We start from the raw sequence: 12,893 nt of genomic DNA, 5'->3' as shown, positions 1-12,893 counted from the left end.
AACACAAAGGCTTTGAGGTAAGATAGAGGTTATGGGTATAAATAAAGAGACAAAGTAATGCGATCTTTACTTACGTTAGCACTATCAACACTGTTTTTAAGCGGTTGTGTTACCGAAAATAGTTACAACGGCAGCGATAAACCGGTCCTCGAGAATAAAATTAATAACGATGGTGCAGCTCGCACGCGCATAGCATTGGCATTACAGTATTTAAATACAGGCAATAACTCTCAAGCGAAATATAACTTAGAACGTGCCAGCGAGTACGCCCCAAACTTACCCGAAGTACACTACTCTTTAGCATACTATTACCAACAAGTTGGCGAGAACGGATTAGCCGACAAAGCCTATCAAAAAGCGTTGGCCATTAAGCCAAATGATCCTAACACCTTAAACAACTACGGCACGTTTTTGTGCAGTATTAATGAGTATGACCGCGCCACCGATCAGTTTTTAAAAGCGATTGAAATACCCAGTTATATTCGTGTAGCGCAAAGCTATGAAAATTTGGCTCTATGTGCCATTGAGTTTAACGATTTCACCAACGCCGAAAGCTATTTTCAGCAGGCACTAAACCATAGTTCACAACGCGCATCTACATTAATAAGTTTAGCAGCTCTGTATTATGCAAAAAGTGACTTGTACAAAGCCAGCAACTTAATAAAACGTTATGACGATACCGCACAAGTTTCTTCTCGCGCTTTGTTGCTTGGCTATTTGGTTAAACAACGAATGGGTAAAATTGAAGAAGCAGAAAAAATTGCGACAACCTTACTACAAACCTACCCAAGTAGTATGCAAGCTAACGCCATTCGCGATAATCAGTTAAGACGAACAGAATTTGAAGTACTACGTGAAAAATATCGCCAAGCCCAGCTAGATGAATTACAAGAAAGTAGTAATAATAATCAAATTATTGCTGAGCCGAAAGTAAAGGTTATTCGTAAAAAAAGCCCCATACCGGCTTCAAATAGCGAAGCGTCAGGTGAGCAAACAAAAAAAATACGCTAGATAATTACACACCTTTTAGCTGTAAACCAAAATATAGCCTTGGGAAGGATGTGTAAAAGCCTGTTTTAGGGTAAAGCAATTTAGCATTTCAGTGTGATACAATGCTAAACTGCTACAAATAAGGTGTATTAAAGGACTTAAAAACACATAAATTTTATCTAAACACGGTATAGTTTTTAAGATATTTCATGTAGTCCCTTTTTATAGTGCGCCTTAGCAACAAGAATTAACGAATACCAAAAAATAAAAACGAAGTCTTACTCTGGTTGTTAAGCCAAAACATAAACTTTTACTAGTGGATCCAAACTGATACACATTATGAATGAAGATAATACACAACCGCAGAGCGATGAACCCTCTGTAGGTCAAATACTAAAAACACATAGAGAAAATGCAAACATTAGCCTTGCTAAGATTGCCTCATTATTAAAGTTAACTGAATTACAAGTTGAGCATATTGAAAACGATGAATATCATTTACTAGGCGCAAAAACATTTGTTAAAGGCTACATAAAAAATTATTGCCGCACACTAAACATAGATTGCAGCGCTATTTTAGCGATGTTGCCTGCCTTTAGTGCTTCAGATAAGCCTGTAGATATGCAAAGCTTTTCAAGACGTACAGAAAAAGAAGCGCATGACAGTCGACTAATGACGGTAAGTTACTTAATTTTAGCCATTGTTATTGGCTCATCAGCCGTATGGTGGTGGCAAAATGCAACGCCTATTGATGAACAAACTAACACTATAAAAGCGAGTAACTCATTCATCACTGTGCAACAAGAAAATACAAAACGACTCGCTGAAAAGACCGATGAAGCTGCCGATGAAGCACAATCAAATGAGATTGAGCCTGCACCACAAGCAAACTCAACCGTATTCAATGAACAACAAACAATTCAGGCTGCTCCCCTAAACGATGCACAAAGCCAAAGTGAACCAACAAGCAGTGATTTAAGCACTATTATTATGATGTTTAATGACGAAAGCTGGGTTGAAATCCACGATGCCAACGATGAGAAAATTGCATTTGGTGTAAAAAAAGCAGGCTACGAAATGACCTTGACTGGTGTAGCGCCTTTTTCAGTGGTATTAGGCAAGCACGATGTTGTTCGTATTACCCTAAATGGTGAGCCAGTTGATATTTCGGCTTTTCCTAAAAACCGTTTAGCTAAATTTAAATTACCCTTAGCAGAGTAGTCGCTATGTTTTCAGAATCTCCTATAAAACGCAGAAAATCCACCCGCATTAATGTGGGTAATGTTCCAATTGGTGATGGTGCACCAATTGCAGTGCAGTCAATGACTAACACAGACACAATGGACATTGATGCCACTGTAGCTCAAATTCAAGCGATTCAAGATGCCGGTGCTGACATAGTCCGTGTATCTGTTCCAACTATGGATGCAGCTGAAGCATTTAAAAGTATTAAAGAGCAGGTATCGATACCGCTGGTTGCTGATATTCACTTTGACTACCGCATTGCATTAAAAGTAGCAAAGTATGGCGTTGATTGTTTACGTATTAATCCAGGAAACATTGGCAGTGAAGAGCGTATTAGAGCGGTTGTCGACTCAGCCCGTGAGCACAACATTCCAATTCGTATTGGCGTAAATGGTGGCTCACTTGAGCGCGACCTACAAGAAAAGTACGGCGAGCCAACACCTGAAGCCTTACTTGAATCTGCTATGCGTCATGTAGATATATTACGTCGCTTAGACTTTGACCAATTTAAAATTTCGGTGAAAGCATCAGATGTATTTTTAGCGGTTGGCGCGTATCGTCTACTTGCAAAAGAAATCGATCAGCCACTGCATTTAGGCATTACTGAAGCAGGCGGCATGCGCTCGGGTTCAGTTAAATCGGCCGTTGGTTTAGGCATGTTATTGGCTGAAGGTATTGGTGACACGCTGCGTGTATCACTAGCAGCGGATCCAGTTCAAGAAATAAAAGTAGGCTTTGATATATTAAAATCATTGCGTATTCGTTCTCGCGGCATTAATTTTATTGCTTGCCCTAGCTGTTCACGCCAAGAGTTTGATGTAGTAAGCACCATGAATCAACTTGAAGAGCGTTTAGAAGATATTATTGAGCCAGTTTCAGTGTCAGTCATTGGCTGTGTGGTTAACGGACCAGGCGAAGCATTAGTGAGTGATATTGGCCTTGCCGGCGCAAACCGTCGCTCAGGTTTATACATTAATGGCGAACGCCAAAAAGCCCGTATTGATAACAATAATATTGTTGATCAACTTGAAGGCTATGTACGCGATTTCATTGAACAGAAGCAACAACAAACTCCAATCGACATAAAAATCGTAGAGTGATGTGTTGTTACAACACTATGTATTTAAATGACCTTTTTTAGTCGCGGTATTCACAACGTAGTATAAATTACGTACGCTCCGCTACGCTCGCAATTACCTTATAGTTAAGGTTATAATGCAGGGTCGATTTTTTAGTTTTACGTGGTTGCAGCCCAGGGTTGCACATAAACAGATTTAGGATTTATCAGTGGCAAAACAAATTCAGGCAGTTCGCGGTATGAACGATTGCCTGCCAGGCGATACGCAAGTTTGGCAGAAAGTAGAACACATTTTACGCGAGACCGTATCATCGTTTGGTTATCAAGAAATTCGTTTTCCAATTGTAGAATCAACCGACCTATTTAAACGCTCTATTGGTGAAGTAACCGATATAGTAGAAAAAGAAATGTACACCTTTGCCGATCGTAACGGCGACAATTTAACCTTGCGCCCGGAAGGGACTGCAGTGTGTGTACGTGCAGGTAACGAAAATGGCCTGTTATACAATCAAGAACAACGCCTTTGGTACATGGGCCCTATGTTTCGCCATGAACGCCCACAAAAAGGTCGTTACCGTCAATTTCATCAGTTTGGTTTAGAGACTTTTGGTATTGCCAGCGCCGATATTGACGCCGAAGTTATTTTACTCACGGCGCAACTTTGGGAAGCATTTGGCATTACTGACCATGTGCGTTTAGAACTTAATTCATTAGGTTCAAACGAAGCTCGCGCACAGTACCGCGATGCCTTAATCGCCTTTTTAGAACAACATACCGATGTACTAGATGAAGATTCAAAACGTCGTATGTACTCTAACCCACTGCGCGTTTTGGATACTAAAAATCCAGATATTCAGGCAATCTTAGTCGATGCACCAAAGTTATCTGAACATTTAGATGCTGAATCAAAAGAACATTTTGAAAATTTATGTGAACGATTAGATGCCGCAGGCGTCAAATACACGGTTAATGAAAAGCTGGTACGTGGCTTAGATTATTACAACCGCACTGTATTTGAATGGGTAACCGACAGCTTAGGTGCACAAGGTACTGTATGTGCTGGTGGTCGTTATGATGGTTTAGTAGAACAATTAGGCGGTAAATCAACCCCTGCGGTAGGTTTCGCGATGGGTTTAGAGCGCTTGGTTTTACTGCTTCAAGCACTTGAATGTGTAGGTGACATACGCCGTAGTGCTGATGTATATTTAGCAGCTATGGGCGACAAAGTCAGTATTCAAGCGCCTATAATTGCATCTACCTTACGTCGTGATGTACCTGGATTACGCGTAATGGTGCACGCTGGCGGTGGTAACTTTAAAAAACAACTTAAACGTGCTGATAAAAGCGATGCTCTCGTCGCAATTATTATCGGTGAAGATGAATTAGAGCAAGGCGTTGTGACTATTAAATACTTACGTGAACGTAAAGAACAAGTCACACTAGAACTAGAACAAGCTAAAACGTTACTTGCAGAACTAATTAATAGCTAAATTATATAAAGCGTAAGTAGAGAAGCGCTTTAACAGAGGTAAGCATGGAAATTTATTCAACAGAAGAACAACAAGCAGAAGCAATTAAACGCTTTTTTCGTGAAAACGGCCTTTCACTAGCGTTAGGCGTTATTGTTGGTTTAGGTGGTTTATATGGCTGGAAAGCATACAATCAAAATCAAATAACGACTGCAGAGCAAGCATCTGATGCATACACTAAGCTTGTTGAAAGCGACAGCGTATTAGCATCTGCTGATGCATTTATCAGTGAAAACAAAGACACTCAGTACGCAACTCTAGCGGCATTTGTTGCTGCAAAAGAAGCAGTAGATGCCCAAAACTTAGATGTAGCAAATGAAAAGTTAAGCTGGATCGTAACTAACGTTGATAACGCCCAGCTTAAAGCCATTGCAACAACACGTTTAGCGCGTGTGCAAATTGCTCAGCAGCAATACGATGATGCATTAAGTACATTAAATGCTCCTCTTCCTGAAGCATTTAGCGCAAATGTGGCTGAATTAAAAGGTGACATTTACACTCAACAAGGCAATAAAGAACAAGCACGCGTAGCCTACCAAGCAGCTGTTGATGCCGGCGGATTAACGAGTAATCCTCTTTTACAAATTAAGTTAGATGACCTAGCAGTAACTAGCCCAGCGGCATAAGGTTTTAGGCATGAGAAAAATAACAACAGCAACGCTTGCCCTATGTATGGCAACCCTAATGGGGTGTTCTTCAAGTGATGACGAAGAAGAACTGGTGCTTCCAGAAATAGCCAATCAATTTGAAACTGATGTGGTATGGCAAGAATCAATTGGTAGTGGTGTAGAGCATTACTTTTCACGCTTATCACCTGCTGTTTATAAAGAGACAGTGTATGTTGCTAGCCGTGAAGGCCAAGTAGAAGCCTTATCACTTGCCAATGGCGATACCCAATGGGAAACCGACGTTCGCCAAGATTTATCGTTTTGGCCTTGGAGCGATAACGATAGCGCAAAATTATCAGGCGGAATATTACAAGCTTATGGTAAAATCTATTTAGGCTCTGAACATGGTTATGTAATTGCACTTGACCGTGAGACTGGTAAAGAAGTCTGGCGTAAAAAAGTACCTGGCGAATCACTCTCTAAACCCGCTGCAGGCGATGGCTTAATCTTTGTAAATTTAGCCTCAGGTAAGTTACTTGCGCTTCACCCAGATACTGGTGAAGAACGCTGGAGCTTTGAGCAAGAAGTGCCACCGCTGACTTTACGCGGTCAAAGTTCACCTGCTGTGGCTAACGGTGGTGTGTTACTAGGCCTAGAAACAGGTAAGTTAAGTGTTTTAATTTCTGAGAGTGGCTACTCGGCATGGAGTGCAGAAATTGCAGTGCCAAAAGGCGCATCAGAGTTTGAACGTTTAGTTGATGTAGATACGCAGCCGATCATTAGCGGTCCATTTGCTTATGCTATTGCATACAATGGTAACTTATCAGCAGTAGATATTCGTTCAGGTAATGTTGTATGGAAACGTGAATACAGCAGCTACCGTGAAATTAGCATGGATTTGCAAACAATTTACGTTGTTGATAGTAACGGCGTTGTTTATGCACTTGATAAAGATTCAGGCATTGAACGTTGGAGCCAACCCGCTCTACGTGGCTGGTACTTAACAGGTCCAGCGGTTGCCGGTAATTATTTAGCGTTAGGTGACCAAGAAGGCAATTTGCATTGGTTAAATAAAGACACTGGCGAGCTAGTATCTCGTGAAGACTTTGACAGCTCAGGTTTTTTTGTTGAGCCCGTTGTCGCTGACGATAAATTGATTTTATACACCCGCGATGGTGAAGTTAGCGCGGTAAAAATACCGAACTAACTGTCTACTATTAGTGTAAGGCACTAATAGTTAATTATTTTTTGTAAGGCTTCGCACTGCGAAGCCTTTTGTTGTTTTTTAAAGAGGTAGTTTATGCTTCCCGTGATCGCTCTTGTAGGGCGACCCAATGTGGGCAAATCCACATTATTTAACCGTTTAACACGTACTCGTGATGCACTCGTTGCCGACTTTCCTGGCTTAACGCGTGATAGAAAATATGGCCAAGCAAATTACGATGGCTTTGAATTTATCGTGGTAGATACGGGCGGTATTGATGGCTCAGAAGAAGGTATCGAAACCGAAATGGCTGATCAGTCATTACTAGCCATTGAAGAAGCGGATATTGTTTTATTTTTAGTTGATGCTCGCGTGGGTATGACAGTGGCTGATCAAGCTATTGCTAACCACTTACGTAAGCAAGAGAAAAAATGTTTTGTTGTTGCCAATAAAACAGACGGCATTGATGCCGACTCAAACTGTGCTGAGTTTTATCAACTTTCACTTGGTGAAGTTCATCATATCGCTGCCGCACATGGCCGTGGTATTACTTTACTGCTTGAGCAAACTCTTCAGCCTGTTATTGCTGAACTTGCCGCTCTTGATGAAGATGTAGCCGATGACGATGAAGAACTTATCGACTTATATCAAGAAGGTGAAGAAGATGACACCGATCACCAAGCGTTTGCCGACAAGCCGGTAAAGCTGGCAATTATTGGTCGTCCAAATGTAGGTAAGTCAACCCTTACTAACCGTATACTAGGTGAAGACCGTGTTATTGTATACGATATGCCAGGTACAACCCGCGACTCAATTTACATTCCGATGACCCGTAACGACAAAGAATATATTCTTATCGATACCGCTGGTGTGCGTAAACGTAAAAAAGTAAGTGACGTGGTTGAGAAATTCTCAGTCATTAAAACGCTACAAGCAATCGAAGATTGTAACGTCGTGTTATTAGTGGTTGATGCACGCGATGGTATTTCTGATCAAGACTTAAGCCTGTTAGGTTTTGCGCTTAACTCAGGGCGCTCATTAGTTATTGCAGTGAATAAGTGGGATGGTCTAGATAACTACGTTAAAGACCGTATTAAGACTGAGCTTGATCGTCGTTTAGGCTTTATTGATTTTGCCCGCCTACACTTTATCTCTGCTCTGCATGGTACTGGTGTTGGCCATTTATTTGAATCAGTTGACGAAGCGTATGAGTCGGCAACTAAGCGAATTAGTACTGCTATGTTGCGTCGTATTATGGACATGGCACAGGCCGACCACCAGCCGCCACTTGTTCGTGGACGTCGTGTTAAGCTTAAGTATGCGCATGCTGGGGGCTATAACCCGCCACGTATCGTTATTCATGGTAACCAAGTTCACGATTTACCTGATAGCTACAAACGCTACCTCATGAACTACTACCGTAAAGCACTTAAGATTATGGGTACGCCAATCAAAATTGAGTTTAGAGAAGGCGATAACCCATTTGCAGGGCGTACTAATAAAGTAACCCTGTCGCAAAAACGTAAAATTCGTGCGTTTAGTAAAGAAAACCGCAATAAGTCATAACGATTCTGATTAAGTCAGTTTAATAAAACGGTGTACTTTATAGTACGCCGTTTTTTATGATTCAAAGTTAAGTAATGCCAATTGCACCAGCCGTTCAACTGTGGTGCCTTGAACATTTTTAGGCGCTTTAGGATAATATTTCGATTTTGGCGTTTTAATAGTTATAAACCCATGATTGGTGGCCATTTCGTGGGCTAGCAGTTTTCGTTCTTTGGGTGTTAAATGGTTTTCATGTATTTTGCTTAATTCGCCGCTATCAAGCCATATTCCCGCACAGCTAGGGCACTCATCTATTTCAACTGCTTTTAGCGGTGAAAAATACCTACGCATCATCACTATGCTTGGGCATTTAGGGCAATTTACTCGCATTGCGACTTCCCCCTCACCTTCGGCATAATTACTTAAATACTTAATTAAAACCTGACCATGTTTTAACTCTGGCGAGCTAAATTTAAAAATTTGGCTGTTATCGAAAAAAACGCCTCCTAACGACGATGTATAAACAGTGATACCGCCAACTAATATAGACTCCAATGGTGTATTCGTACGAGGGCACAACATTTTCAAAATCCTTTTTATTTTAATACCTAAAGTTAAATAGTTATTCTAACGCTTTGTGTATCAGGCCAATTAATGGTGGTAGCAATGTAGTGTGACCTGCCAATACAAACTCATGTGCATCATCTGACATTTTTTTCACGTACAGCGAGTAATCCAAATCCATTTCTCTTCATCATAATCGGATTTAGAACCTGCAAAGCTAAGCATGAAATGCTCAATAAATATTTGGGTGTTGGCTATTCGCCTTATCGGTTAGCAAAATACGTTATTAAATATCGCTACTCCAATATGTTTTATTTTAAACACCAGTAAAACATTAAGCTAGACTGCTGTTAAAAACCAACGCATTAATTGAGTGAACTTGTTATTATCGTAAAATAGGCACGCGTATGAATAACAATTAAAACTCTAAAAAGTGAAATTCAACATGTTTAAAAAAACAATTTTAGCTATTTGTTTAGCAGCCACCTCGCTGCCAAGCGAGGCCGACAGTAACAGCGACTTAACAACCATTATTGATAACCATTGGGAAAATGCGAAAGCAGAAAAAATATTTTTTAGAACCGATCCAGACGGTTGGAAACCAAACGGCACATTGCCAAATTGGAGTGAGCAAGCCATTGCTAAGCGCCAAGCTTACAACAACAGCGTACTAAAAAGCTTAGCCAGCATTGACCCAAAAACACTCAATAGCGAGCAGCTAATGAACTACCGCTTATTTAAATATGAGCGAGAAACAGAGCAGCAAAGCTATCTTTATCAAGACAAGTATTTTCCGGTTAATTTTTTAAGTGGCTGGCATACTTACTTTGCAGAAGCGCCAGCTAATATGGCCTTTTTAACTGCCGAGGATTATGATGCATTTTTAGTTAGCCTTGGTGACTACCCTCGTTTTAATCAGCAAAACATTAATTTAATGAAACAAGGCATTCAAACTGGTTTTACACACTACTGCGAAACGTTTAAAAATTATGGACAAAGCATTAACGCTCATATAGTTAAACAACCTGAGAATAGCGCCTTATATGAGCCATTTACCCGCATCCCTAATACATTTACTGCAGCGCAAAAAGAAACTTACCAAAATAAAGCTAAAACATTAATTGCCTCAAAAGTTGTGCCTGCTTACGAGCACTTTTACGACTTTTTTGAAAACGAATATATGCCGCACTGTAGAACGCAGCCGGGTATTGCAAGCATCAAAGGTGGCCTTGATTATTACAAGTACACGGTTAATTACTACACCACCACTAATGCTACTCCTAAACAAATTCATGAACTTGGTCTAAAAGAAGTGGCGCGCATTAAAGCACAAATGCAAGCCATTATTGATAGCGTTGGTTTTGAAGGCAGCTACAGCGACTTTTTAAAATTTTTAGCAACCGATGAGCAATTTTACGCAAAAGACGCCCAAGACTTGCTAGAAAAAACCGCTTTTATAACGCAAAAAATGTATGGCAAACTCCCCACTTACTTTGGCCATTTACCGCGTAACACCTTTACTATAAAAGGCTCAGCGAGTCGTGGTGCGTTTTATATGCCACCGCCAGATAACCGCTCACCTGGCACTTACTTTTTAGCCTCAACACCTAAATTGCAGCCTTTATATAATTTAGAAGCACTTAGCCTGCACGAAGCTATTCCTGGGCATCATTTACAAAACGCCATTGCAATGGAGTTAGACGTTCCTGAATTTAGACGCACACTGAGTCACTCAGCATTTGGCGAGGGCTGGGCACTTTATACAGAGCGTTTAGGTAAAGAAGCGGGCTTTTACCAAAGTCCATACAGTGACTTTGGTCGTTTAGGCTACGAAATGTGGCGCGCAGTGCGCTTAGTGGTTGATACCGGCATTCATGCCTTTGGCTGGAGCCGCCAAAAGGCGATTGATTATTTGGCTGATCATACCGCCTTGCCACAAAGCGCCGTGGAAGATCAAATAGACCGCTATATTTCTTGGCCAGGCCAAGCGCTTTCATACAAAATGGGCGAAATTAAAATACGCGAACTGCGTGCAAAAGCCGAAAAACAGCTAGGCGCTAAATTTGATATACGCAGCTTTCACGACACCGTTATTGGTCAAGGTTCACTTCCTATGGCGGTACTTGAAGATGTAATTAACGACTGGATAGCACAGCAGAAATTAGCTATCTAAGATACAACGGAAACAAATTGAGAGGCGGTATTGTTACCGCCTTTTTTTAAAGCCCTATTAAACACCTTAAAACTAATCTCTGCTCGCTTTTGCTTCGTAAAATAAATGATTTTAAAAACCAGAGCATAAGTATGAAAAAACGTATTCTGTATTGGCTGCAAAATGATTTGCGCATTGACGACAACCCCATACTCAATGATTTATCACAGCAACAATGTGAGTTGGATCTCGTCTTTGTGATTAACCCTGCTTGGTTTAAAAGCAATAACTACCAACAAAAACCCTATGGTGTCCACAAACAACGCTTTTTAATGCAAAGCCTATATGAGCTACAGGAGTCTGTTTTAGAGCTTGGCCAAACTTTACATATTATTGAAGGCGATCCACTTGAGGTATTAACACAGCGTATTAATGAGCTTAGCATTGACGAAGTTGTATATAGCCAGCAAATAGGTGTATATGAACAGCGCCAAATTAGTGCTCTTAAGTCAAAATGCACTACTGTGGTATTTAAATCTGTGATGCAAGATACTTTATATCAACAACAGCAACTGCCCTTTGAACTAGCTAATTTACCAACCGGCTTTACACCTTTTAGAAAAAAAATTGAAGCGGCAGAAATTAGTTTAGCCACACATGCATTTTCAGCAGCAAGATTGCCTCCACCTATTATACTTTGCGCAAAACAACCGATAGAAAAGCCAGCAACAGGGAATACACAATTACTTGGTGGGCATCAGGCTGCGCTTGAGCACTGCCAGCAGTACTTTTCATCGGCTTTACCGAGTAGCTATAAAATCACTCGCAATGAGCTGGATGGCTTTGATAACTCAACAAAATTTAGTAGTTGGCTGGCTTTTGGCTGTATTAGTGCCAAGCAAGTTTTTTGTGCTGTAGATGCTTATGAAGCGCAGTATGGAGCAAATGAGTCAACTTACTGGATCAAGTTTGAATTGCTCTGGCGTGAGTATTTTAAGTGGCATGCGATTAATGTTAAGCATCAGTTATTTACCTTTAAAGGTAAGAAACAAAGCTCGCCACTTACCACGTTTAGCCCGAATCGTTTTGCTAAATGGTGCCAAGGCAGTACACCTTACCCGTTAGTTAATGCCATTATGAAAGAGCTAAACGCAACAGGCTTTATTAGCAATCGCTCAAGACAAATCGTTGCTAGCTGTTTAGTAAACGAACTACAACTAGACTGGCGTTATGGTGCGGCTTACTTTGAGCAACAGTTAATCGATTACGATGTGGCGTCAAATTGGGGTAATTGGCAATATATTGCTGGAGTTGGTGTTGATCCGCGCGGCGGACGTCACTTTAATTTGCAAAAACAAACCCAGCAATATGATCCGCACGGTGTATACATTGCCAAGTGGCAAGGAAATGAGCATTGCGATGCACAATTAGATGACTTAGACGCCGCTGATTGGCCAGTGTAAAAATAAAACCTCGAACATGATATTGGCTAGCTGACTCTCGTTATAAGCCTAAGGTTAAATCTTGGGCGAGAGTGCCGCTGGGTTTTTCTACTACGCGGTTAACTTCAATCCCGTTATGCTTAACAATAAAAGTGGGGGTATATTGTAAGTCATGCGCGAGAGCAATACCGGCCTCATCACGTTTGTCATAACCGACTGTAACAAAGGTTATTTTCGAAAGTTTAACCTTAGACTCATCGAGTAACTTTATTAATCGGGGGACTTCACGGGCACTGTCATGACACCACGTACCTAAAAGCACTAACACCTCTTTACCTGCTAATTTTTGCATCAATACAACGTCTTGCGGTGTGGGCGAAAATGTTTGGTATTGTTTAGCAAATTTATCGTGCTCGCTTAATAAACGCTTAGCAGTCATAGCGTCCGAGTGTGGTTTGAGCGTTGCATTCACTGCCAGTGGTAAACTCAACATTAAAAGTAAAATTAATTGTTTAAACATAATCTTATACTTAAAT

General features: G+C 40.8%; 11 protein-coding genes and 1 pseudogene. 9 read left to right on the top strand and 3 right to left on the bottom strand.

The annotated features are described in order from the left end of the window. Positions 1–57: 57 nt before the first annotated feature. The 7 genes and pseudogenes from pilW to der form a co-directional block, all read left to right on the top strand. Positions 58–957: pseudogene (gene pilW, locus CWB75_RS02915) on the top strand (type IV pilus biogenesis/stability protein PilW); the annotation flags it as partial. A gap of 372 nt (positions 958–1,329) precedes the next feature. After that, positions 1,330–2,211 carry a RodZ domain-containing protein gene (locus tag CWB75_RS02910; protein WP_138569846.1) on the top strand — a complete coding sequence of 294 codons (882 nt, stop codon included), beginning with the start codon at positions 1,330–1,332 and terminating at the stop codon, positions 2,209–2,211. A 5-nt stretch (positions 2,212–2,216) separates the two neighbouring features. Continuing rightward, the gene (ispG, locus tag CWB75_RS02905) at positions 2,217–3,335 is read left to right on the top strand and encodes a flavodoxin-dependent (E)-4-hydroxy-3-methylbut-2-enyl-diphosphate synthase (RefSeq protein WP_008111348.1); all 1,119 of its coding nucleotides are present in this window, start codon (positions 2,217–2,219) and stop codon (positions 3,333–3,335) included. 187 nt (positions 3,336–3,522) lie between these two features. Further along, positions 3,523–4,803, top strand: a complete 1,281-nt coding sequence (gene hisS / locus CWB75_RS02900; protein WP_138569845.1) for a histidine--tRNA ligase — start codon at positions 3,523–3,525, stop codon at positions 4,801–4,803. A 44-nt stretch (positions 4,804–4,847) separates the two neighbouring features. Next, on the top strand, positions 4,848–5,468 hold the full coding sequence (locus tag CWB75_RS02895) for a YfgM family protein (protein ID WP_138569844.1): 621 nt from the start codon (positions 4,848–4,850) through the stop codon (positions 5,466–5,468). Between the two features lie 10 nt (positions 5,469–5,478). Continuing rightward, a complete protein-coding gene (gene bamB / locus CWB75_RS02890) occupies positions 5,479–6,657 on the top strand; it encodes an outer membrane protein assembly factor BamB (RefSeq protein ID WP_138569843.1) in 1,179 nt (392 codons plus the stop codon). 93 nt (positions 6,658–6,750) lie between these two features. Beyond that, positions 6,751–8,220, top strand: a complete 1,470-nt coding sequence (gene der / locus CWB75_RS02885; protein WP_010389444.1) for a ribosome biogenesis GTPase Der — start codon at positions 6,751–6,753, stop codon at positions 8,218–8,220. A 54-nt stretch (positions 8,221–8,274) separates the two neighbouring features. Here the strand turns inward: der and CWB75_RS02880 are convergent, their stop codons facing one another. Together CWB75_RS02880 and CWB75_RS19280 are read right to left on the bottom strand one after the other, a co-directional pair. Then, positions 8,275–8,781, bottom strand: coding sequence for a TFIIB-type zinc ribbon-containing protein (locus CWB75_RS02880; RefSeq protein WP_138569842.1), 507 nt, complete (start codon positions 8,779–8,781; stop codon positions 8,275–8,277). A gap of 40 nt (positions 8,782–8,821) precedes the next feature. After that, the gene (locus CWB75_RS19280) at positions 8,822–8,944 is read right to left on the bottom strand and encodes a hypothetical protein (protein WP_283234839.1); all 123 of its coding nucleotides are present in this window, start codon (positions 8,942–8,944) and stop codon (positions 8,822–8,824) included. 264 nt (positions 8,945–9,208) lie between these two features. On the opposite strand from CWB75_RS19280, the gene CWB75_RS02870 reads away from it, so the two are divergent. Next, the gene (locus CWB75_RS02870) at positions 9,209–10,936 is read left to right on the top strand and encodes a DUF885 domain-containing protein (RefSeq protein ID WP_138569841.1); all 1,728 of its coding nucleotides are present in this window, start codon (positions 9,209–9,211) and stop codon (positions 10,934–10,936) included. A gap of 131 nt (positions 10,937–11,067) precedes the next feature. Beyond that, positions 11,068–12,378 (top strand): DASH family cryptochrome, encoded by a 1,311-nt coding sequence (locus tag CWB75_RS02865; RefSeq protein ID WP_138569840.1) that lies wholly within the window; start codon positions 11,068–11,070, stop codon positions 12,376–12,378. 40 nt (positions 12,379–12,418) lie between these two features. Here the strand turns inward: CWB75_RS02865 and CWB75_RS02860 are convergent, their stop codons facing one another. Next, entirely contained in the window at positions 12,419–12,877 is a 459-nt protein-coding gene (locus tag CWB75_RS02860; protein WP_138569839.1) for a TlpA family protein disulfide reductase, read from the bottom strand. Positions 12,878–12,893 lie beyond the last annotated feature (16 nt).

The sequence above is a fragment of the Pseudoalteromonas sp. S1608 genome (assembly GCF_005887265.1).
Taxonomy (GTDB): Bacteria; Pseudomonadota; Gammaproteobacteria; order Enterobacterales; family Alteromonadaceae; genus Pseudoalteromonas; species Pseudoalteromonas undina.
This window is presented reverse-complemented; position numbering and strand designations above follow the sequence as displayed.

Coding starts and splice junctions, on each gene's coding strand:
- CWB75_RS02865 (WP_138569840.1), top strand. CDS start 11,068: ATGAAAAAACGTATTCTGTATTGGCTGCAAAATGATTTGCGCATTGAC.
- CWB75_RS02910 (WP_138569846.1), top strand. CDS start 1,330: ATGAATGAAGATAATACACAACCGCAGAGCGATGAACCCTCTGTAGGT.
- CWB75_RS02880 (WP_138569842.1), bottom strand. CDS start 8,781: ATGTTGTGCCCTCGTACGAATACACCATTGGAGTCTATATTAGTTGGC.
- ispG (WP_008111348.1), top strand. CDS start 2,217: ATGTTTTCAGAATCTCCTATAAAACGCAGAAAATCCACCCGCATTAAT.
- bamB (WP_138569843.1), top strand. CDS start 5,479: ATGAGAAAAATAACAACAGCAACGCTTGCCCTATGTATGGCAACCCTA.
- CWB75_RS02860 (WP_138569839.1), bottom strand. CDS start 12,877: ATGTTTAAACAATTAATTTTACTTTTAATGTTGAGTTTACCACTGGCA.
- CWB75_RS02895 (WP_138569844.1), top strand. CDS start 4,848: ATGGAAATTTATTCAACAGAAGAACAACAAGCAGAAGCAATTAAACGC.
- der (WP_010389444.1), top strand. CDS start 6,751: ATGCTTCCCGTGATCGCTCTTGTAGGGCGACCCAATGTGGGCAAATCC.
- CWB75_RS19280 (WP_283234839.1), bottom strand. CDS start 8,944: ATGGATTTGGATTACTCGCTGTACGTGAAAAAAATGTCAGATGATGCA.
- CWB75_RS02870 (WP_138569841.1), top strand. CDS start 9,209: ATGTTTAAAAAAACAATTTTAGCTATTTGTTTAGCAGCCACCTCGCTG.